17 protein-coding genes and 1 pseudogene are annotated in these 20,588 nt (G+C 66.8%); 10 read left to right on the forward strand and 8 right to left on the reverse strand.

Going from position 1 to position 20,588, the window contains the following annotated elements; genetic code table 11:
- Positions 1-2 precede the first annotated feature (2 nt).
- The gene (locus ASD75_RS06005) at positions 3-1,211 is read right to left on the reverse strand and encodes an amino acid ABC transporter substrate-binding protein (protein WP_056744007.1); all 1,209 of its coding nucleotides are present in this window, start codon (positions 1,209-1,211) and stop codon (positions 3-5) included.
- A gap of 219 nt (positions 1,212-1,430) precedes the next feature.
- Between ASD75_RS06005 and ASD75_RS06010 the strand changes: the two genes are divergently transcribed.
- From ASD75_RS06010 to ASD75_RS06030, 5 genes are all read left to right on the forward strand, one after another.
- Entirely contained in the window at positions 1,431-2,426 is a 996-nt protein-coding gene (locus tag ASD75_RS06010; protein WP_056744009.1) for a helix-turn-helix domain-containing protein, read from the forward strand.
- Positions 2,427-2,629: 203 nt separating this feature from the next.
- Positions 2,630-4,081 (forward strand): efflux transporter outer membrane subunit, encoded by a 1,452-nt coding sequence (locus ASD75_RS06015; protein WP_225581026.1) that lies wholly within the window; start codon positions 2,630-2,632, stop codon positions 4,079-4,081.
- Positions 4,082-4,237: 156 nt separating this feature from the next.
- On the forward strand, positions 4,238-5,602 hold the full coding sequence (locus ASD75_RS06020; RefSeq protein ID WP_056744013.1) for an efflux RND transporter periplasmic adaptor subunit: 1,365 nt from the start codon (positions 4,238-4,240) through the stop codon (positions 5,600-5,602).
- Complete coding sequence (locus tag ASD75_RS06025; protein ID WP_056744015.1) at positions 5,599-6,375, forward strand: ABC transporter ATP-binding protein; 777 nt, start codon at positions 5,599-5,601, stop codon at positions 6,373-6,375. The genes ASD75_RS06020 and ASD75_RS06025 overlap by 4 nt, the downstream gene beginning before the upstream one ends.
- On the forward strand, positions 6,375-7,580 hold the full coding sequence (locus ASD75_RS06030; RefSeq protein ID WP_056744017.1) for an ABC transporter permease: 1,206 nt from the start codon (positions 6,375-6,377) through the stop codon (positions 7,578-7,580). Before ASD75_RS06025 ends, ASD75_RS06030 begins: the two co-directional genes overlap by 1 nt.
- 154 nt (positions 7,581-7,734) lie before the next feature.
- Here ASD75_RS06030 and ASD75_RS06035 read toward each other — a convergent pair whose 3' ends face one another.
- Positions 7,735-8,124, reverse strand: a complete 390-nt coding sequence (locus ASD75_RS06035) for an Hsp20/alpha crystallin family protein (protein ID WP_056744019.1) — start codon at positions 8,122-8,124, stop codon at positions 7,735-7,737.
- A 92-nt stretch (positions 8,125-8,216) separates the two neighbouring features.
- Between ASD75_RS06035 and ASD75_RS06040 the strand changes: the two genes are divergently transcribed.
- Positions 8,217-9,560: a branched-chain amino acid ABC transporter substrate-binding protein gene (locus ASD75_RS06040; RefSeq protein WP_082564911.1), complete on the forward strand. Its 1,344-nt coding sequence runs from the start codon at positions 8,217-8,219 to the stop codon at positions 9,558-9,560.
- Positions 9,561-9,606: 46 nt separating this feature from the next.
- Here the strand turns inward: ASD75_RS06040 and ASD75_RS06045 are convergent, their stop codons facing one another.
- The 6 genes from ASD75_RS06045 to ASD75_RS06070 form a co-directional block, all read right to left on the reverse strand.
- Positions 9,607-10,368 (reverse strand): ABC transporter permease, encoded by a 762-nt coding sequence (locus tag ASD75_RS06045; protein ID WP_056744038.1) that lies wholly within the window; start codon positions 10,366-10,368, stop codon positions 9,607-9,609.
- Between the two features lie 5 nt (positions 10,369-10,373).
- Positions 10,374-11,366: an ABC transporter ATP-binding protein gene (locus ASD75_RS06050; RefSeq protein ID WP_056058370.1), complete on the reverse strand. Its 993-nt coding sequence runs from the start codon at positions 11,364-11,366 to the stop codon at positions 10,374-10,376.
- A 175-nt stretch (positions 11,367-11,541) separates the two neighbouring features.
- The gene (mltB, locus tag ASD75_RS06055) at positions 11,542-12,654 is read right to left on the reverse strand and encodes a lytic murein transglycosylase B (protein ID WP_056744021.1); all 1,113 of its coding nucleotides are present in this window, start codon (positions 12,652-12,654) and stop codon (positions 11,542-11,544) included.
- 140 nt (positions 12,655-12,794) lie between these two features.
- Positions 12,795-14,834, reverse strand: coding sequence for a DUF3488 and transglutaminase-like domain-containing protein (locus tag ASD75_RS06060; protein ID WP_056744024.1), 2,040 nt, complete (start codon positions 14,832-14,834; stop codon positions 12,795-12,797).
- 125 nt (positions 14,835-14,959) lie between these two features.
- Positions 14,960-16,003: a DUF58 domain-containing protein gene (locus ASD75_RS06065; RefSeq protein WP_056058379.1), complete on the reverse strand. Its 1,044-nt coding sequence runs from the start codon at positions 16,001-16,003 to the stop codon at positions 14,960-14,962.
- Between the two features lie 3 nt (positions 16,004-16,006).
- A complete protein-coding gene (locus ASD75_RS06070) occupies positions 16,007-16,927 on the reverse strand; it encodes a MoxR family ATPase (protein WP_056058381.1) in 921 nt (306 codons plus the stop codon).
- Positions 16,928-17,028: 101 nt separating this feature from the next.
- Between ASD75_RS06070 and ASD75_RS06075 the strand changes: the two genes are divergently transcribed.
- From ASD75_RS06075 to ASD75_RS06090, 4 genes and pseudogenes are all read left to right on the forward strand, one after another.
- Complete coding sequence (locus tag ASD75_RS06075; protein ID WP_056058384.1) at positions 17,029-17,934, forward strand: histone deacetylase family protein; 906 nt, start codon at positions 17,029-17,031, stop codon at positions 17,932-17,934.
- A gap of 140 nt (positions 17,935-18,074) precedes the next feature.
- The gene (locus ASD75_RS06080; RefSeq protein WP_056744027.1) at positions 18,075-18,866 is read left to right on the forward strand and encodes an enoyl-CoA hydratase; all 792 of its coding nucleotides are present in this window, start codon (positions 18,075-18,077) and stop codon (positions 18,864-18,866) included.
- A gap of 11 nt (positions 18,867-18,877) precedes the next feature.
- Positions 18,878-20,206 (forward strand): mechanosensitive ion channel family protein, encoded by a 1,329-nt coding sequence (locus ASD75_RS06085; protein WP_056744029.1) that lies wholly within the window; start codon positions 18,878-18,880, stop codon positions 20,204-20,206.
- Positions 20,207-20,431: 225 nt separating this feature from the next.
- Positions 20,432-20,588, forward strand: a pseudogene (locus tag ASD75_RS06090) (electron transfer flavoprotein subunit beta/FixA family protein); the annotation flags it as partial.

Below are 20,588 nucleotides of genomic sequence, written 5' to 3' on the forward strand. Positions count from 1 at the left end.
TGTTATTTCCAGGCTGGTTTCGCGGTGTTCAACTGCGCGGTGGCTCGGTCCTTGGGCCACACGACTTCGAAGTCGTTTCCCTGCCACTGGCTCACCGTGCCGGGGATGGACGCGTTCTCGCTGCCCTGGAAGCGGATGCCGCCCAGAATGGTCTGGAACTCGTTCTTGGCGATGTGCTCGCGCAGGGCCTTGCGGTCCAGACCCGCTTTTTCCACGGCCTGCTGCAGGATCTGCAGGCCTGCCCAGGCGTGGCCGCTGGCCCAGCGGTCGGGCTCCTTGTTGAACTTCTTCACGTGCGCGTCGAAGTAGGCCTTGGCCTCTGGGCTGGTCTTCACGCTCCACGAGCCCATGCCGATCACGCCTTCGGTGTTGGCCTGCATCACGTTCTTGTACAGCTGGAAGGCCGTGCCCACCGATGCGTAGAAGAACTTGGGGTTCAGCCCCACCTCGCGCGCCTGGCGGCTGGCCAGTATGGTGTCGGGCGGGTAGGTGATGCCGATGAAGGCGTCGGGGTTCTGGTCCTTGATGCCACGCAGCACGGGCGCCAGGTCCTTCACGCCCAGCGGGTAGCTCTTACGCTCCAGCACCTGGATGCTGGTCTTCTTGAGCGCGTTATTCAGCGCGGCGAAGTTCTCCAGGCCAAACAGGTCGTCCATGTAGACGATGGCAATGGTCTTGACGTTGTTGGCCACCAGCATGTCCACCAGCGCACCCATCATCTTGTCGGGCTGCTGCAGCAGCGAGAAGAAATAGGGCAGGTTCATGTCGATCAGCTTGCGCGACAGCGCCGTGGGTGCCAGCAGCGGATAGCCGAAGCGGTTGGCCAGCGGTGCAATGGCGAAGTTGGCGCCCGAACCCCAGGGCGGCAGGATCAGGTCCACCTTGTCGCTGCCCATGAGCTTTTCGTAGGTGCGCACGCAGGTCTCGGTTTCGCTGCGGTCGTCGTAGCCTATGAGTTCGATGGGGCGCTTGGTACCCTTCACGCTCAGGCCGCCCGCCGCGTTCACCTGTTCAGCCCACAGCAGGTAGTTGGGCTCCTGGCTCACCTGGGCACCGGCCGCCCAGGGGCCGGTGCGGGCGATGGCGTAGCCGATGCGCACGGGTGCCGCGCTGCTGCCCTGGGCCCACAGCTGGGGTGCCACGGCCAGGGTGCCGACCGTAGCGGCGGCGCCCTTGATCCACTGGCGCTTGGAGGGTTGGTGTGCTGTCATTGTGTGTCTCCTCGGATGGGGCCTGCGTGGTGCACGCCGTGCCGGGAATCGTAGGCAGACGCGTTCATACGCGCTGCGCTCAGCGTGCACAAAACGCTTGCCTCTGCGTGCAGGCGGCAGCGGGTTTACCCGGATTTCCCTCGGTGGCACGGGGTAACGGGGCGTCCGATAATTCAGCCGCATAACCATCAGGCTTGCGCAACCCGCACTGGAGACACCATGGCCCATCCCCTGACCGAGGTATCCACCGACGCCGTGCCTGCGCGCGACCGCCTGCACCTGTGGGGCGATGCGGTGTGGCGCCTGATTGGCGGGCTGGAGTCCGACGCGTTTGGTGACGATGCCTTTGCAGGCCACATCACCTCGGGCCAGGCGGGCTATGTGAACCTGTGCCAGCTGGACGTGAGCCGCCACCGCGTGGTGCGCACCCCCAGCCTCATCCGGGGCAGCGACCGGGCCTACATCAAGGTGGTGGCCCAGCTCGAAGGGCGCGCATGCTTCGAGCAGAACGGTCGCCAGGTATGGTTGTCGCCGGGTGAGTGGAGCGTGTACGACACCACACGCGCCTATGCCGTGAGCAACCCCGAGGCCGTGCGCCAGATGGTGCTGATGATCCCCAAGGAACAACTGCCCGAGCGCAAGCTCAAGCTCGATGACCTGATGGTGCAGCGGTTCTCGGGCACCAGTGGCGTGTCGCGGCTGGCATGGGACACCATGCGCGCTGCGTTTGCCGAGCTGCCCACCATGTCCGACGCCGCCGCCGACGGCGTGGCCGATGTGATCACGCACCTGGTGCAGCTGTCGCTGCTGGAGCGCAACGGGCAGCAGAGCCTGCTGTCGCAGCGCGAGGCCCTGCGCGACCGCATCAGCCAATACATCGACCGGCACCTGGGCGACCCCGACCTCACCATCGACCGCATGGCCCAGGCGCTCAACTGCAGCAAACGGCACCTGTACAACGCGGTGGCTGATGACGAGGAAACCCTGGCCGCCATGATCCAGCGCCGCCGTCTGGAGGCCTGTCTGCGCGACCTGCGACACCCGGCGCATGCGCAGCGCTCGGTCACCGACATTGCACTGTCCTGGGGCTTCAGCAACAGCGCGCATTTCAGCCGCGCGTTCCGCTCGCATGTGGGGTGCAGCCCCAGCGAATACCGGGCCGGCGCGTTGGCGCCGGTGGTGCTGTTGCGGGACGAATCGCGGCTCGCGCACTGAGCGGCACCCCGGCCCCTTGCGTGTGGGGCCGTCTGCGCGGTAAAACACGCTCACCCGCTCTACGCATGCGCATGTGCATGCATTGGCATGCAGTGGCGTGACCTTTGCCTTGCATCAATTCTTTACCCGGGCTTGACCCAGTGGGTACCTTGTGGGCGCAATCGCTGCTCACAATGGGGTTTTCCCCTGCGTAGCCACTGCCCATGCGTTTTCTCCCACTGGCCTCTCCCGGCACACCCACTGCCCGCGCAGCGCGACCTTTGCGTGCTGTGCCGTGGAGGCAAACGGCCTTGTTGTTTTGCGTGCTGGCCACCGCGGGGTGTGCCAGCCTGGCACCCACGGATGGCGCATTGCCCGCAGTGGCCGTTTCCCCGGCCTGGTCTGCGGGGGGCAACGGCACAGCGCGAGGGGCTACGGCTACATCCCTGGCCCAGTGGTGGCAGCGGTTTGACGATGCTGTGCTCACCTCGCTGGTCGAGCAAGCCTTGCGCGCCAACACCAGCGTGCGCACCGCCCAGGCCGCGCTGCAGCAGGCGCGTGCGCAGGTGGATGTGCAATCGGCCGGCCTGCTGCCCAGCGTGGGCGCATCGGCTTCGGCGCAGCGCAGCCGGGCCGGCAACAGCACGGGAAACACCTTCCAGGCCGGTTTTGATGCGAGCTGGGAGCCCGATGTGTTTGGCCGCCTGCGCAGCGGCGTGAGCGCCAGCGAGGCCGATGCCCGCGCGGCAGAGGCCAGCCTGGCCGACGTGCAGGTGTCGCTGGCCGCCGAGGTGGCCGTTAACTACATCGAGCTGCGCGGGCTGCAGCAGCGCCTGGCCATTGCGCGCAGCAACCTGGCCAGCCAGCAGGAGACCTTGCAGATCACCCAGTGGCGCCTGCAGGCCGGGCTCACCACCTCGCTCGTCACCGAGCAGGCCCGTGCAGCGGCCGAGCAGACCGCCGCGCAGATTCCCAGCCTAGAAGCCAGCTTGGCTCAGTCGCGCTACAGCCTGGCCGTGCTGACAGGCCAGGTGCCCGGCGCGCTCGACGCAACCATGGCCACCGGTGCGCCCGTGCCGCAGCCCACCGCAGAACTGGCGCTGGCAATCCCGGCCGAGACGCTGCGCCAGCGCCCCGATGTGCGTGCGGCCGAGCAGCGCATTGCAGCCGCCCTGGCGCGCGTGTCGCAGGCCGATGCGGCGCGCTACCCCAGCTTCTCCCTCGGTGGCTCGCTGGGCCTTCGCGCCCTCACGCTGGGCGCGCTGTCGGGCGGCGGTGCGGTGACCAGTGCCTTGCTGGGCAGCGTGTCCATCCCGCTGCTGGATGGGGGCGCCGCCCGCGCCCAGGTGCGCGTGCAGTCTGCAGCGCTGGAGCAGGCCCGTGTGGCCTACGAAGCCACCGTGCTCACGGCACTGCAGGATGTGGAGAACGCGCTGGTGGCCTTGCGTGGCGACAGGGAAAAGCTGGAGCGACTGACGGCCGCCGCAGACGCCGCCCGCAACGCTGCGCTGCTGGCGCAGCAGCGCTATAGCAGCGGATTGATTGACTTTCAGGCGGTGCTGGAGACGCAACGCACGCTGCTGTCCACGCAAGAGAGCGTGGCCACCACCACCGCTGCGGTCGCAGCAGACCATGTGCGCCTCTACAAGGCGCTGGGCGGCGGCTGGAAGACATGAAGCCCCCCCTGAGTCGCTGCGCGCCTTCCCCCCGCTCTCGCATTGCTGCGCAATGCGGGCTGGGGGACGCAGCCCTCACTGCGGGGCGGACCTTGGCTTGCTGCCTGCACTTTGGCCGCGCCAGTTTCATGCGCTATGAGTAACTGATTTGATCTTATGACTGATAAACCTTCCTCTCCCCCGTCCAGCCTCGAAGCACTCCTGGGTGCCGACCGTCCGCGCCGTTGGTGGCAGCGCACTACCGTTTGGCTGGGGGTGGCAGCGCTCGTGGTGGTGGGCGGTGGCTTGTACGCCTGGCAATCGCGCCAGAGCGCCAGCGCTGCACCCACCTATGTCACCGAAGAGCTGCGCCGGGGCAATCTCATACTCACCGTGTCGGCCAATGGCACGCTGCAGCCCACGCGCTCGGTCACCATTGGCAGCGAGTTGTCAGGCACGGTGCGCAATGTGCTGGTGGATGTGAACGACAAGGTCAAGAAAGGGCAGCTGCTGGTGGAGTTGGATACCGCCAAGCTTGAATCGCAGGTGCTGCGCTCGCGTGCCTCGCTGGCGTCGGCGCAGGCCCGCCTGGCCCAGGCTGTGGCCACCACCAAGGAGGCCATTGCCAACTTTGGCCGGCTCGAAGAAGTGGCCCGCCTGTCCGGCGGCAAGGTGCCCTCGGCCTCCGAGCTGGACGCAGGCCGCGCCACACTGGACCGCGCCCGCGCTGACGAAACCAGCGCCCGCGCCACGGTCGAGGACGCACGCGCCGCGCTGTCCACCGACGAAACCAACCTGTCCAAGGCCTCCATCCGCTCGCCCATCGACGGTGTGGTGCTGACGCGCACGGTGGAGCCTGGCAACGCCGTGGCCGCTTCGCTGCAAGCAGTGACGCTGTTCACCGTGGCCGAAGACCTCACGCGGCTGCGGCTGGATGTGAGTGTGGACGAAGCCGATGTGGGTTCGGTCAAGGTGGGTCAGGACGCGAGCTTCACGGTCAGTGCCTATCCCTCTCGCCGCTACCCGGCCCAGGTCACGCGGGTGTCGTTTGGCTCCACCAAGACGGACAACGTGGTCACCTACATCACCTGGCTGGAAGTGAACAACGGTGACATGAGCCTGCGCCCCGGCATGACGGCGGCGGCCACCATTACGTCCACCGAGCGCAAGGATGTGCTGCGGGTGCCCAACACGGCGCTGCGCTTCACGCCCGCGCAGGCCGCAGGGGCCGATGCGAAACCCGGGGCGGGTGGCGCCAAGCCCGGCGCGTCGGGCAGCGGCAGTGGTGGCGGCATCATGTCGCAGCTCATGCCGCGCATGCCGCGGTCTGGCTCGGGCCCACGCAAACCGGGTGCGGGGGGCGAGGCGGGCGATGGCGCGGGCAAGACGCGGCAGGTGTGGGTGCTGCAGGACGGTGCCGCCAAGCCCATTGATGTGCAGGTGGGCATCAGCGATGGCCGCCATACCGAGGTCACGGGCGAGGGCCTCACGCCCGGCATGGCCGTGATCACCGACCAGCGCGCGGCAGGGGCCAAGCCATGAGCGTGGCGGGCGACACCCCCATCATCCGCCTGCGTGGCGTGACCAAGGTCTATGGCGAAGGGGCGCTGGCCTTTCAGGCGCTCAAGGGCGTGGACTTGGACATTGCGCAGGGCGACTTTGTGGCCATCATGGGCCCCAGCGGCTCGGGCAAGTCCACGGCCATGAACACGCTGGGCTGCCTGGACCGGCCCACCACGGGCGAATACCTGTTCAAGGGCGTGCATGTGGAGTCGCTCTCGCGCGACGAGCGGGCGCGGCTGCGGCGGCGCTACTTTGGCTTTGTGTTCCAGGGCTTCAACCTGCTGGCGCGCACCTCGGCGCAAGAGAACGTGGAGCTGCCCCTGCTGTACCGGGGCGAGTCCGCCACCGCGCGCCATGCGGCGGCCGCGCGTGCGCTGGAGGCCGTGGGCCTCAAAGGCTGGGAACACCACACGCCCGCCGAGCTGTCGGGCGGGCAGCAGCAGCGCGTGGCCATTGCGCGCGCGATCGTCACCGAGCCCGATGTGCTGCTGGCCGACGAGCCCACCGGCAACCTCGACACCCAGCGCAGTGTCGAGATCATGGAACTGCTGTGGCGCCTGAACGCCGACCACGGCATCACCGTGCTGATGGTCACGCACGAGCCCGACATGGCGCAGTACGCGCGGCGCATCGTGCGGTTTGTCGATGGCGTGGTGGACAGCGATGCGGCCAACCCACACCCCAAGGGCCTGGACGCTGATGCGGCATCGGCCCAGCCGGCGGTGGCCGGTTCGGATGCGGGAGGCCACTGATGTTGCTCAACACCCTGCTGCTGGCGCTGCGCTCCATCCGGCGCAATCTCATGCGCTCGTTCCTCACCATCCTGGGCATCGTGATCGGCGTGAGCGCGGTGATCACCATGGTCACGCTGGGCAATGGCGCCACGCTGGCCATCCAGAACCAGATCTCGGGCCTGGGCACCAACCTGCTGCAGGTGCGCCCCGGCCAACGCATGGGGCCTGGCGGCGGTACGGGCGCCCCGGCCTTCAAGGACACCGATGCCGACGTGATCGCGCAGCAGATCGGCGGCATCCTGGCCGTGGCGCCCGAGGCGCGCGCCGCCGCCACCGCCGTGGTGGGCGGGCGCAACTGGACGACCAGCGTGATCGGCAGCACCAACGCCTGGCTGGAGACCGGCAACTGGACGGTGCGCACTGGCCGCGTCTTCACCGACGCGGAATTGCGCGCGGGTGCCGCCGTCTGCCTGATCGGTGAGACCGTGCGACGCGAGCTGTTTGGCACGGCCGATGCCGTGGGCGGCCAGCTGCGCGTGAAGGCGTTTTCGTGCGAGGTGGTGGGCGTGCTGGCGTCCAAAGGGCAGGGTGCGTTTGGCAACGACCAGGACGACACCGTGCTGGTGCCGCTGCGCACGCTGCAGCGCCGCGTGACGGGCAACACACGGGTGAACACGCTGCTGGTGTCCATGAAGGACGGCAGCGACCCCGAGCGGGTGAAGACGAGCCTCACCCAACTGCTGCGCGAGCTGCGCAAGCTATCGGACTCGGACGAAGACAACTTCAATGTGCTCGACACCAAGCAGCTGGCCGACACGCTCTCGGGCACCACCAAGGTGCTGACCACGCTGCTGGGCGCCGTGGCCGCCGTGAGCCTGCTGGTGGGCGGCATCGGCATCATGAACATCATGCTGGTGAGCGTGACCGAGCGCACACGCGAGATCGGCCTGCGCCTGGCCATCGGCGCGCTGGAGCGCGAGGTGCTGCTGCAGTTTCTGATCGAGGCCGTGGTGCTGGCCGCCTTGGGCGGGCTCATCGGCATCGTGCTGGCCACGGGCGCGTCGCTCGCACTGTCGGGGCTGATGGGCGTGCCCTACCTGTTCAACCCCGGCGTGAACCTGCTGTCGTTTGTGTTTTCGGCCGGGATCGGTGTGGTGTTTGGCTACTTCCCGGCGCGGCGCGCGGCGCGCATGGACCCCATCGATGCGCTACGGCACGAGTGAGCAGGGCCGTGGGCTGGCTGCCGAATGGCGCCTGACCGGGTGCCCTGGAAAAAAACAAGCAAAAAAGGCATGAAGCGCTAGTGCATCATGCCTTGATTGCTATTGAAAATATAGCAATGGCCGTCATGCGCCATCGCCTTGGGAGCGGCCGGTCTCAGTGAATGGTCAGCGTGGTGGCCTTGCTCACGGGCTCCAGGCGGACCAGTGTCAGGGTCAGCACGCCGTTTTCCAGCTTGGCGGTGCTGGCGCTGGCGTCAATCTCGGTGGGCAGCTCCCACGCGCGCTGCACCTTGCGCGGTGCGCCTTCCACGCTTTGCACCTGCACCACCTGGCCTTCAATGCTGATCGAGAGCTGTTCGCGGGCCAGGCCGGGTACGTCCAGCTGCAAGGTGGTGGCCTTTTCGTCCTGCGTCACGGTGCAGCCCGCAGCGGGTGCTGCGGCAGGGTGTGCCAGCGCGCCCATCAGAAAACGTTGCAGCGCCAGGTCGGCGGAACGGGGGGCTTGGGCATAAGCGGCGCGGCGGATCACGGGGGCGAAGATCATGGGTAACTCCTATACACTGCGCGGCTCTCGACGTGGTCGCCGCATGGCAGAGAGGTGTGTGCGGCCACGCCGCATTTCAAGGGAAAAATGCCATGAATAAATTGCAATCTGTGGGCTTGAAATCAGGCGCTGCGGCATTACGTCACACCGTTTGGGCAGCCGCAGTGGCCCTTGCAGGCGCCGTGGCCTTGGCGCCTGCCGCGCAAGCGCAGACCCCGCCCTCGGCAGGCGTGGCCCAGGCCAGGCCGGTCAAGCTGGCGCTCATCGAAAGCCTGTCGGGCCCGTTTGCCAACACGGGCGAGGCTGTGTACCGCAACATCTACTGGGCCATGGAGCGCGTGAACGCACGCGGCGGCGTGCAGCTGCCTGCCAGCAGCGGCGGCCCCCGCCCTCTGGTGCTGGAGCGCTACGACAGCAAAGGCCAGAACGAAGAAGCCCTGTCTGCCCTGCGCGCCGCGATTGACGATGGTGCGCAGGTCATCCTGCAGGGCAATTCGTCGTCCACGGCCGCCGTGCTGATCGAGGCCATCAACAAGCACAACGAGCGCGAGCCAAACAAGCGCGTGCTGTTCCTCAACTACTCGGCGGTGGACCCCATCCTCACCAACGAGAAGTGCAGCTTCTGGCACTTCCGTTTTGATGCCCATGCCGACATGCGCATGGCCGCGCTGATGGAGGTGATGCGCGAGGACAAGGCCTTGAAGAGCGTCTACCTCATCGGCCAGGACTACAGTTTTGGCCAGGCCGTGCTGCGCGAGGCCAAGAAGCAGCTGGCCGCCCAGCGCCCCGATGTGGCCGTGGTGGGCGAAGAGCTGCACCCCATCGGCCGCGTGAAGGACTTTGCGCCCTATGCCGTCAAGATCAAGACCAGCGGCGCGCAGGCCGTGGTCACCGGCAACTGGGGCAACGACCTCACGCTGCTGGTCAAGGCCGCGCGGGACGTGGGCTACGAGGGCAGCTTCTACACCTTCTACGGCAACGCGCTGGGCGCTCCCGCCGCGATTGGCGACGCAGGCATCGGCAAGGTGGTGGCCGTGGCCGACTGGCTGCCCAATGTGCCGGGCGCGCAGAGCGAGGCGTTCTACCAATCCTTCCGCACGCGCTTTCCCAAGCCGCAGGACGACTACGTGCACATGCGCATGCAGCTGATGGTGGAGGCCCTCGCCCAGTCGATCGAGCGTGCAGGCAGCACCGACGTGGTGGCCGTCGCGCGCCAGATGGAGTCGGCCAACGTGCAACTGGCCGGCCAGGGCGGCACCATGCGTGCGGCCGACCACCAGTTCCAGCAGGCCCTGGCGGTGGGCGTGATGGACAAGAAAGGCGCCCCCGGCGTGAAGTTCGATGTGGAAGGCTCGGGCTACGGCTTCCGCGTGGTGCGGCAGATCGCAGCGGCCAAGGCGCAGCAGCCGCACAGCTGCCAGATGCAGCGCTACTGAAACGTGGATTCGCCGCGGGAGGCCGGGGCGCCCGGGGTGATCGCGCTCAGCGCCGGATGCGGTGGCCCGTCTTGAACACCCACCGCACCACGGCGAGGCACAGGGCCATGAACACCAAGGTCATGCTGGTGCTCACCGCGATGTGCACGTCGGCATGGCCATAGAACGCCCACCGCAGCCCGCTGATGAGATAGACCACCGGGTTGAACAACGAGACGGTCTGCCAGAACGGTGGCAGCATGCTGATGCTGTAAAACGCCCCGCCCAGAAAGGTGAGCGGCGTGATCACCAGCAGCGGGATGACCTGCAGCTTTTGAAAGCTGTCCGCCCACAGGCCAATGAGGAAGCCGAACAGGCAGAACGTGACGGCGGTAAGCACCAGAAAGCCCACCATCCAGACGGGGTGCGCCACCTCGTACGGAACGAACACCCGGGCGGTGGACAGGATGAGCACCGACACCAGCAGCGACTTGCTGGCTGCCGCGCCCACGTAGCCCAGCAGCACCTCCACCCAGTTGACCGGCGCGCTCAGCAGCTCGTAGATGGTGCCCGACCATTTGGGCATGTAGATGCCAAAGGCCGAGTTGGAGATGCTCTCGGAGAGCAGCGACAGCATGAGCAGGCCGGGGATGATGTAGGCGCCATAGCTCACCCCGCCGATGTCGCCCATGCGCGAGCCGATGGCGGAGCCGAAGACGATGAAGTACAGCGCGGTGGTAAGCACGGGCGCAATGAGGCTCTGCATCCACGTGCGGAAGGCGCGGTTCATTTCGAAGCGGTAGATGGCGCGCACGCCATGCAGGTTCACACCGGTCATGCTGGGATCGCTTTCTGGGGCGAAGGGGTTGGGACCTTGTCCTGGTGCACCAGGCTGACGAAGATGTCTTCGAGCGAGCTTTCGCTGGAGTGCAGGTCCTTGAAGTCGATGCCGTGCTCGGTCAGGGCGCGCAGCAGGGCGGCGATGCCGGTGTCTTCCTGCTGCGTGTCGAACGTGTACGTCAGGACGGTGCCGCCCTGGCTCAGGGCCAGAGGCCAGCGGGCGAGCGGTGCGGGCACTTGCGCCATGGGCTGCTGCAGCGTGATGGCCAGCGCTTTCTTGCCCAGCTTGCGCATCAGCACGGCCTTGTCTTCCACCACGATCAACTCGCCCTTGCGGATCACGCCGATGCGGTCGGCCATGTCCTCGGCTTCTTCCAGGTAGTGGGTGGTCAGGATGATGGTGGTGCCCGCGTCACGCAGTTCCCGCACCAGGCGCCACATGTCGTGGCGCAGCTCCACATCCACGCCGGCGCTGGGCTCGTCCAGGAACAAAATCTTGGGCTCGTGCGACAGCGCCTTGGCGATCAGCACGCGGCGTTTCATGCCGCCAGACAGCGCGAGGATCTTGTTGTCCTTCTTGTCCCACAGCGACAGGTCCTTGAGGATTTTCTCGATGTACGCGGGGTTGGGGGCCTTGCCAAACAGGCCCCGGCTGAAGTTCACCGTGGCCCACACGGTCTCGAACGAGTCGGTGTGCAGCTCCTGGGGCACTAGGCCAATGGCAGCGCGGGCTGCGCGGTAGTCGCGCACCGTGTCGTGCCCATCGGCCGTGACGGACCCCGCCGTGGCATTGCTCATGCCACAAATCACGCTGATCAGCGTGGTCTTGCCCGCGCCGTTGGGCCCCAGCAGGGCAAAGATCTCGCCGCGCCGTATGTCCAGGTCGATGTTCTTGAGTGCCTGAAAGCCGCCGGCGTAGGTTTTGCTCAGGCCGCGTACACGGACGATGGCGTCCGTGTCGGGTGCTGGAGAAGGTGATGCAGGCATTGGGAAGGTTCTCTTGGAGGGTCAGGGCGCGCCGCCGTGGCCGGGCCGCTGTGCAAGCGGTCAAAGCCGGGCATTGTGGACTGACTTGCACAAGTGTGCTGGGCGGGGGCTCCGAGCCCGCAGAACCCCCCGGGTTGCGCCGTTCGGCGAGTGGCTCGCAGCGGTGGGGCAGCGGTCAGCGCGCCGCAGCCACCTCGCGCCCCAGCTTGATGACGGCCATGGCGTAGTAGCTCGACCAGTTGTAGCGCGTGATGGCGTAGAAGTTTTCGGTGCCTGCCACGTAGCTGGGCGCATCGTTGCCGTTTTGCAGTTCCACCAGCGCCAGTGGGCCCGTGTGCTGCACGCCCTGGGCATCCAGCACAGCGCCCTTGGCCAACATGCTGGCGGCACTGAAGGTGGGCAGGATGTCGGGGGCGAGAAGGTCGTCCAGCTGCAGGCGCGCATTGTCGAACTGCACCCCAAAGTGCGTGGGCATGCCGGGCGTCCAGCCGTGGCCCCGGAAGTAGTTGGCCACCGAGCCAATGGCGTCGGCCGGGCTCTTGAACAGGTCCACGCGGCCGTCGCCATCAAAGTCCACCGCATAGCGCACCCAGCTCGATGGCATGAACTGGCCCAGGCCCATGGCCCCGGCGTAGCTGCCGCGCGGTTCGAAGGGGTCGGTGTTGCTGCGGTTGGTGAGGCTCAGGAACTGCTCCAGCTCGCGGCGGAAGAATTCGGTGCGCTCCTTGGCGCGCGGGTGGGCGGAGGGAAAGTCGAACGCCAGGGTGGCCAGCGCGTCCATCACACGGAAGGTGCCCATCTGCTGGCCATAAATGGTCTCCACGCCAATGATGCCCACGATGATCTCGGCGGGCACACCAAACTCGCGCTCGGCACGCTCCAGCGTGGCCTGGTTCTCCTGCCAGAACCGCACGCCTGCACGGATGCGGATGGGGTCGATGAAGCGACTGCGGTACACGCGCCAGTTCTTGGCCGTGCCCTTGGCGGGCGGCAGCATGAGCTTGGACACCTGGGGCAGGAAATGCGCCTGCCCGATGGCCTGGCGCACCCACTCGCGGTCCAGATCCCGCCGTGTGGCCAGGTCGTCGGCAAAGTCCATGGCCTCAGGGCGCGATGCGTAGAGCACCGGGGCCTTGGCACTGGCCCGCCCCTGGTGGGCCTGGCCGGCTTTGGCATGTGCCTTCTGGGCCGCCGGTTTGGGTTGATTTTCGGGCTTTGCGCTAGCGGGTAATGCACAGGCAGCTATCAAAAATATAGCTGCCGTGGTCCATGGTGCTGTCTTCTTCATGTCAATGGTTCGTCATGTTGTGGCTCCCTGCAGCGTCTGATACCGGCGCGCTCCAAGACCAGGGATGCCAAGCAAGGGCCGCCCTGCAGCGAGGGCATCGTCCGCCTGGGGGGAAGCGGCGCAGCCGCTCAGGGGATGATTCACTGTTTCGGCCAGGCGATGCTCCGAAACTCCCGCCGCAAATCGCCCAGGGCGGCCTCGGGGTGGGGGGCGTAGCGCACGCGTTCCAGCCGTAGCAGCCAGTCGGCCACCGCCGCAGCGGGTGCGCCGAATTGTGCCTGCACCCGCTCGGCCATAGCCCGAGGCGGCAGGGTGTCGGGCAACACCATGCCTGCACGGGCCAGGCGCTGGCGGGCGCGGGCCAGCAGGCGCAGCCAGGGGTCGTGCTGGCTGCGCTCCCACAGGCTCCAGCCCATGCCCCCAAGGGCCGCCACGACAATCAGGATGCCTAGCACCATGGTCAGGTCCTGCCAGCTGGGCGACTCAAAGCCCAGGGACTTGAGCAGGTCCAGCTGGCGGCTTTGCGTGTAGTTGAGCACCCACTGGTTCCAGCTGTTGTTGACGGCCTCCCACACGGCGCGCAGGTTTTGCGCCAGGCCCGGGCTGATGACCGTGCCCATGGCGGTGGCAAACGCCCCTTGGGGCGCGCGCAGCCGCTGAAAGGCACCCGTGCGGCCGGGCGACACGGCGCCCGTGGGGTCCACCCGCACCCAGCCCCGGCCGGAGAGCCAGACTTCGGCCCAGGCATGGGCGTCGCTCTGGCGCACGGTCCAGAGCTTGTCCACGGGGTTGCGGTCGCCGCCCTGGTAACCGGTGACGATGCGGGCCGGGATGTCGAGCGCTCGCATCAGCACCACAAAGGCCGAGGAGATGTGTTCACAAAACCCTTCCTTGCGGTCAAACCAGAACTCGTCGGCCGTGTGCTGGCCGTACACGCCGGGCTCCAGCGTGTACACATATCCGCCGGTGCGCAGGCGGTTCAGGGCGGCATTGACGAGGGCCTCGGCGTTGTCTTGCGCGGGGTTGGGGTTGAGCTGGGGGTCGTTGCGCAGTTGCTGGGCCAGCGCCAGCGTGCGGGGATTGAAGCCGGTGGGCAGCTCGGTATAGGTGCGCAGGGCGGCGTTGGGGGCGCTGGGGCCATGGGCAAACTGTGGGTAGCTTTCGGCCTTGTAGCGCACCACATCGGTCACTGCGCGGGTGGTCAGCCACTGCAGGTCCTGCGTCATGAACGTGTCCATGCCGGCCACGGCGGGCTTGTCCACCGCAGCGTCCAGCAGCAGCAGCCAGGGGCGCTGGTGGGGCTCCAGCGTCACTTCGTAGCGCACAGGCTGGCCTTGCACGCGCAGGTTGGCGACGGTGCTGGCACGTGCCTGCGAATAATCGCCGGGGCGGGGCGACACCGGGTGCCATTCGACACCGTCGAAGGTGCCGAACACCGGGCCGCGGAAGTACAGGTCGCTCTGCGGTGGCGCGGCGCCGTCAGGGGTGTCAAACCGCACGCGCATGGCCACCGTGTCGTCCAGCGCCAGCTCGGCAATGTTGCCCACCTTCATCACACCCGACAGGCCGCTGCGCCCGCTCATGGTGTCGCTGGGCATGCCCCACAGGGGTGCCATGCGCGGGAACAGCATGAACAGCGCCGCCATGATGGGCGCGCCCAGCAGCGCCATGGTGCCTGCGGTGCGCAGTGCCTGCGACAGCGGTGGCCGCCCCACAGGCATGTGGGCGTTGACCAGGGCCGTGAGCAGCCCCAGTAGCGCCACCAGCATGGCCGCGGCCGTGAAAAGCGACTGCGAGAAGAAGAAGTTGCTGAGCATCGTGAAGAAGCCCAGGAAGAAGACCACCAGCGCGTCGCGCCGCGCGCGCAGTTCCAGCATCTTGAGCGCCAGCAGCATCACGATCAGCGTCACCCCGGCATCGCGGCCCAGGATGGTGCGGTGGGTGTACAGCGTGCCCGCCACCGCGATCACCAGCGGAACGGCCAGCACCCAGCGCGTCGGCAGCGGGCGGCCCTTGAAGGCCAGCCAGCCGCGCCACAGCATCAGTCCGGCCGCCAGCAGGCTCGCCCATACCGGCAACACGTTGACCTGCGGCGCGATGACCCACGCAATCACGACGAGCAGGAACAGCGTGTCGCGCGCGTCGCGCGGCAGTGCGTTGAGCGTCTGACGCAGGGTCATGACTGAGCGGTGGAACGGGGGAGGATGGATTTCATGATGCTATTTATTTGATAGCTATTCGGGCAATAAGAATATGCGCTTGGAGCCGATAGGGGCCAAATTCGGCAGGAGTGGGCAGTGGCAGGTCAACACAGGGCCAACGCCTCCAGGCAGCGGCGGCGGTGGGCGGCCCCAGTGTCGGGCGCGATCTCGGTGCCGGGCAGGCGCAGGCCATAGTCCAGGCCCAGGCGGTCGGCTTGCAGCACCCAGGCCGTCAGGCGCGACACGCGTGCCTCATGGTTGGGCAAGGCGGCGTGGGCCAGGTCCAGCCACAGCTCATGCCGCTGGGCCTGTTGCGCATCGCGGCTCACCAGGTCATCGGTGCCGGTGGCCAGCGACTTCGCCGCTTTCTTCCAGACCACCAGTTTGAGCGGGTCGCCCCGCCGGTAGGCCCGCACGCCGTCGAATTCGCCAATGCCCTGCGACGGCGCGTTGCCCGTGCCCCCTGCGCGGGGCTCGCCCGGCGGCAGGGGTTGTGGCGGCACCTCGGGCGCGGGGTACACCAGCACCTCGGCAGCAGGGCGCCAATAGGTCCACACGCGGAAGGTGCCCAGCGGAAACCGCGTTTCGGCCGTCAGTGTGGGCACGCGGTGCAGCCCCCGGCGCCCGGGCTGGAAGGCCACCTGCACGCTGGCCTGGCCCTGGGCGGGCACGTCGGTCCAGGCCCAGTGGTGTTCGGCCTTGCCGGTGCCGTGCACGGCCAGGGCAATGCCATAACGCGGCGACTTGCGATCACTGGACAGCTGGATCTCAAACGCCGTGCTGGTGCCCAGAAAATGTGGCTCGGGTGCCTTCAGGTGCAGCGTCAGCCCGCGCAGGTTGGCGTGGCAGATGTGCATGCCCACCACCGCGCTGCCAGCCAGCAAAAAGGTCAGCAGGTAGCCCAGGTTGAGCTGGTAGTTGATGGAGGCCACCAGCAGCACCACGAGCGTGAGCGCTAGCATCCAGCCCGAGCTGGTGGGCAGGATGTAGACATTGCGCTGGGTGAGCTGCAGCGTGTCGGACAGCGGCAGGCGTGCCTGCCACCAGCGCTGGAAGCGCCTGCGAAGGCGCGCCACGGGGCTGAGCCGCGCGGCCAGGCCGCGCCAGCCCGTGGTCGTCGTGAGGGAAGGGTGGGCGGCGGATTCCATTGATCAGGGCAGCGGCACGGCATCGACCATGGCGCGCACCTGCTCGACCGCGCCGCGCCCGGCGTCGCCCACGGGCACCAGGCGGTGGGCAATGGTTTGCGGCAGCACGGCCTGGACATCGTCCGGCGCCACATAGTCGCGCCCGCTGATCAGCGCCTGGGCCTTGGCGGCGCGCAGCATGGCAATGCCCGCGCGGGGCGACAGGCCCTGCAAGAACCAGCGGCCCGAGCGGGTGGCGGCAATCAGGTCCTGCACGTAGTTGAGCAGGGGGTCTGCGGTGTGCACGGCCTGCACCTGGCGCTGCAGCTCGGCCAGTTCGTCGGCGGACAGCAGGGGCAGCAGGCTGCTCACCATGTCGCGCCGGTCGGCGCCCGACAGCAGCAGGCGCTCGGCGGCGCGGTCGGGGTAGCCGATGGAGATGCGCATCAAGAAGCGGTCAAGTTGTGACTCGGGCAGCGCAAAGGTGCCCAGCTGGTCGTGTGGGTTCTGGGTGGCGATCACGAAGAAGGGGTGGGGCAGGGCGCGGGTTTCACCCTCGACCGACACCTGCTTTTCTTCCATGGCTTCCAGCAGGGCGCTTTGCGTCTTGGGGCTGGCGCGGTTGATTTCGTCGGCCAGCAGCACCTGGGCAAACACCGGGCCGGGATGGAACACAAAGGCTTCCTTGCCACGTTCGTACACCGACACGCCGGTCAGGTCGCTGGGCATGAGGTCGGCAGTGAACTGGACGCGTGAAAACTGCAGCCCAAAGGTGTGGGACAACGCGTGCGCCAGTGTGGTCTTGCCCACACCCGGCACGTCTTCAATGAGCAGATGCCCCCCCGCCAGCAGGCAGGCCACGCAGTCCTGAACCTGGGCCTTTTTGCCCACGATCACCGTGTTAAGCTGATCCAGAAGCGATTTGATCTTGTGCTGTGCATTCATGGCACGACGTTATCCGAAAAACGGCAAAAAATGCGAGACGCGGGGACAAGACTGTGAGCAAGACGGGCTATTTCACCCATCGGGATTGTTGGAAGCACGAGATGGGCCCGGGCCACCCCGAATGCCCCGAGCGGCTGGATGCGATTGAAGACCGTTTGCTGGTCACTGGCGTGGGAGATGCGCTGGAGCGCTACGAAGCCCCGGAAGCCTCGCTGGCCGACATCGAACTGGCCCATGGCCGCATGCACATCGCCGCCTTGCGCGGGATGTCTGACCGGCTCAACGAAGAGCTGATGGCCGGCGGCCCCAGCTATGCGCAGATTGACACCGACACCTCCATCAACGCCCACACCTGGAAGGCGTCGCTGCGTGCTGCAGGTGCTGCGCTGGCAGCCACCGACGCGGTGATGGCGGGCGAGGTCGAAAACGCGTTCTGCTCCGTGCGCCCCCCGGGGCACCATGCCTGCCGCGACAAAGCGATGGGCTTTTGCTTTTTCAACAACGTGGCGGTGGCGGTGAAATATGCGCTGCAGCGGTACAACCTGCAGCGCGTGGCGGTGGTGGACTTTGACGTGCACCACGGCAATGGCACGGAGGACATCCTGGCCAATGACCCGCGGGCGCTGATGGTGAGCATCTTCCAGCATCCGTTCTACCCCTACAGCGGCGACCACGATCCCGCCCCCAACATGGTCAACGTGCCAGTGCCCGCGTACACACGCGGCATGGACATCCGCGAGATCATCGAGATGATGTGGATGCCCCGGCTGGAGGCCTTCAAGCCGGAGATGATTTTTGTGAGCGCGGGCTTTGACGGCCACCGCGAGGACGACATGGGCCAGCTGGGCCTGACCGAGCAGGACTACACCTGGATCACCCAGCGCGTGAAGGACGTGGCCCGGCGCTACTCGAAGGGCCGCATCGTGTCGTGCCTGGAGGGTGGCTACGTGATGGGGCCGCTGGCGCGCAGCGTGGAGGCGCATCTGCGGGTCCTGGCTGATCTTTGACTCCCCCTGAGCCGCCTGCGGCGTCTTCCCCCTGAGGGGGGCGCCACCCGTGGCCTGGCGGAGCCAGCTCCACGGTGGCACTGGCCTCATGCGCGCCTGTTTCAAACGCCCCTCGCATTGCTGTGCACAGGAGAAACAACATGACGATTCCAAATTCTGACGAGCTGCTGCTGATCACCCGTGATACGCGCGGTGTGATCACCCTCACTTTGAACGACCCTGCACGCTTCAATGCGCTGGGTGCAGAGATGCTGTCTGCGCTGCAACAGGCGCTGGACGATGCGGGCCGCGATGAGGCTGTGCGCGTGGTCGTGCTGGCCGCAGCAGGCAAGGCCTTCTGTGCCGGGCACAACCTCAAGGACATGGCGGCGAACCCGGACCTGGCGTACTACCAAAAGCTGTTTGCGCAATGCAGCCGCATGATGCTGACCATCCACAAGCTGCCAGTACCCGTGATCGCCAGGGTGCAGGGCATGGCGACGGCCGCAGGCTGCCAGCTGGTGGCGCAGTGTGACCTGGCCGTGGCGGCCGACAGCGCGAGTTTTGCCACCAGTGGCATCCACTACGGCCTGTTTTGTGCCACGCCGAGCGTGCCGCTCGTGCGCAATGTGCCCGCCAAGCGGGCGATGGAAATGTTGCTCACCGGCGACTTCATGGATGCGCCCACTGCACTCGCGCAAGGGCTGGTGAACCGGGTGGTGCCCGCCGATGCGCTGGATGCCGAGGTCGATCAACTGGTGCAATCCATCCTGCAAAAGCCCCGTGTGGCCGTGGCCATGGGCAAGGCGCTGGTGTACCAGCAGCGCGAGCTGGGCATTGATGCCGCCTACCAGCTGGCAGGCCAGACCATGGCCACCAACATGATGGACTCGGCCGCTCAGGAGGGCGCCCGTGCGTTTGCCGAAAAACGCCAGCCCGCCTGGAAGCGTTGAGGCACCGCACGATGGACAAGCCGATGCTCGACGACGTGGGCCTGTGGGTGCAGGCCTTTCTCAGCCCCACGGTGCTGGTGGAGCTGGCTGTTTTGGCAGTCTGCGTGGGCCTGGCCTGGGGGCTGGTGGCGCTGCTGCAGCGCGGCCTGCGCCGGGGCGACCCGCGCTCCATCCTGTTTGGTGTGCGCATCGTGGATGGCGCGCTGTTTCCGCTGGTGCTGCTGAGTCTGGCCTACATCGCGCGCACCCTGCTGCACCATTGGGTGGCGTTGGCGGCTTTCAAGATTGCGATCCCGGTGCTGGTGGCGCTGGTGGTCATTCGCATTGGCGTGAAGGTGCTGCAGGTGGCCTACCCGGACGCTGCCTGGGTGCGGCCCATCGAGCGCTCCATCTCCTGGATGGCGTGGCTGGGCATGGTGCTGTGGGTCACCGGGCTGCTGCCACTGGTGCTGGACGAGCTGGACCAGATCCACTGGAAAGTGGGCGGGGCGACGCTGTCGGTGCGCACCATCATCGAAGGGGCGGTCACCGCAGCGGCAGTGCTGCTGATTGCCCTGTGGATCTCGGCGGCCATCGAGTCGCGGCTGCTGCGCTCGGCCACGGGTGCCGAGCTGTCGCTGCGCAAGGCGGTGAGCAATGCGGTGCGGGCGCTGCTGGTGTTTGTGGGTTTGCTGGTGGCCTTGTCGTCGGTGGGCATCGACCTGACTGCGCTGTCGGTGCTGGGCGGTGCGGTCGGCGTGGGCATTGGCTTTGGCCTGCAGAAGCTGGCGGCCAACTATGTGAGCGGTTTTGTGATCCTGGCCGAGCGCAGCATGCGCATCGGCGACAACGTCAAGCTCGATACGTTCGAGGGGCGCATCACGCAAATCAATGCCCGCTACACCGTCATCCGCTCGCCCTCGGGGCGCGAATCCATCGTGCCCAACGAACTCTTGATCACCCAGCGGGTGGAAAACCTGTCGCTGTCAGACCCGCGCGTGTGGATGTCCACCGTGGTCAGCGTGGCCTATGAGAGCGATGTGGACCAGGTGGCCCAGTTGCTCACCGATGCCGCCCTGGCCAGCCCGCGCGTGCTGCGCGACCCCGCCCCCAGCGCCTCGCTGTCGGCCTTCGGGGCCGATGGGCTGGAGTTCACCGTGGGCTTCTGGATTGCAGACCCTGAAAACGGATCCCTGGGACTGCGCTCGGACATCAACCGGGCCATCCTGAGTGCGCTGCGGGCCCACCAGATCGAAATCCCTTACCCCCAGCGGGTCATGCATGTGCAGGTCGATGGCGCAGTCCCTGCAGCGATGTCGCCGGGCGGGGCGCCCGCGCCAGCACCGGCTTCGGCGGGCTGATCAGGTTGCAGGGTGATACCCCGGCGGGTGCCCGGTAGCGCAGGCGACAGCAAACTCTAGACACTGTCCGGGTTCACTCGCCTATAATTCACAAAAAGCACGATCGTTCTTTTTTGTGATTGTGCAGTCTGTGTGGTGGCTCCGTAGCGCTTTCGCTGCAGTGCGACATAGAATGTTCTAGTTTACGTAAACGTCAATTCAACCAACTCTCTAGGAGCCGCAGCAATGAAGGTCTTGGTCCCTGTCAAGCGCGTGGTGGACTACAACGTGAAGGTCCGAGTGAAGTCGGACAACACGGGTGTGGACATCGCCAACGTGAAGATGAGCATGAACCCCTTTGACGAAATCGCCGTTGAAGAGGCCGTGCGCCTGAAAGAAAAAG

Origin of the sequence: Acidovorax sp. Root568, from assembly GCF_001427445.1 — a bacterium.
In the GTDB taxonomy this organism is placed as follows: domain Bacteria; phylum Pseudomonadota; class Gammaproteobacteria; order Burkholderiales; family Burkholderiaceae_C; genus Acidovorax; species Acidovorax delafieldii.

What these genes read in the sequence shown, in the direction of transcription:
- ASD75_RS06005 (WP_056744007.1), bottom strand. Translation starts at nt 1,211, where the DNA reads ATGACAGCACACCAACCCTCCAAGCGCCAGTGGATCAAGGGCGCCGCC.
- ASD75_RS06010 (WP_056744009.1), top strand. Translation starts at nt 1,431, where the DNA reads ATGGCCCATCCCCTGACCGAGGTATCCACCGACGCCGTGCCTGCGCGC.
- ASD75_RS06015 (WP_225581026.1), top strand. Translation starts at nt 2,630, where the DNA reads ATGCGTTTTCTCCCACTGGCCTCTCCCGGCACACCCACTGCCCGCGCA.
- ASD75_RS06020 (WP_056744013.1), top strand. Translation starts at nt 4,238, where the DNA reads ATGACTGATAAACCTTCCTCTCCCCCGTCCAGCCTCGAAGCACTCCTG.
- ASD75_RS06025 (WP_056744015.1), top strand. Translation starts at nt 5,599, where the DNA reads ATGAGCGTGGCGGGCGACACCCCCATCATCCGCCTGCGTGGCGTGACC.
- ASD75_RS06030 (WP_056744017.1), top strand. Translation starts at nt 6,375, where the DNA reads ATGTTGCTCAACACCCTGCTGCTGGCGCTGCGCTCCATCCGGCGCAAT.
- ASD75_RS06035 (WP_056744019.1), bottom strand. Translation starts at nt 8,124, where the DNA reads ATGATCTTCGCCCCCGTGATCCGCCGCGCCGCTTATGCCCAAGCCCCC.
- ASD75_RS06040 (WP_082564911.1), top strand. Translation starts at nt 8,217, where the DNA reads ATGAATAAATTGCAATCTGTGGGCTTGAAATCAGGCGCTGCGGCATTA.
- ASD75_RS06050 (WP_056058370.1), bottom strand. Translation starts at nt 11,366, where the DNA reads ATGCCTGCATCACCTTCTCCAGCACCCGACACGGACGCCATCGTCCGT.
- mltB (WP_056744021.1), bottom strand. Translation starts at nt 12,654, where the DNA reads ATGAAGAAGACAGCACCATGGACCACGGCAGCTATATTTTTGATAGCT.
- ASD75_RS06060 (WP_056744024.1), bottom strand. Translation starts at nt 14,834, where the DNA reads ATGACCCTGCGTCAGACGCTCAACGCACTGCCGCGCGACGCGCGCGAC.
- ASD75_RS06065 (WP_056058379.1), bottom strand. Translation starts at nt 16,003, where the DNA reads ATGGAATCCGCCGCCCACCCTTCCCTCACGACGACCACGGGCTGGCGC.
- ASD75_RS06070 (WP_056058381.1), bottom strand. Translation starts at nt 16,927, where the DNA reads ATGAATGCACAGCACAAGATCAAATCGCTTCTGGATCAGCTTAACACG.
- ASD75_RS06075 (WP_056058384.1), top strand. Translation starts at nt 17,029, where the DNA reads ATGGGCCCGGGCCACCCCGAATGCCCCGAGCGGCTGGATGCGATTGAA.
- ASD75_RS06080 (WP_056744027.1), top strand. Translation starts at nt 18,075, where the DNA reads ATGACGATTCCAAATTCTGACGAGCTGCTGCTGATCACCCGTGATACG.
- ASD75_RS06085 (WP_056744029.1), top strand. Translation starts at nt 18,878, where the DNA reads ATGGACAAGCCGATGCTCGACGACGTGGGCCTGTGGGTGCAGGCCTTT.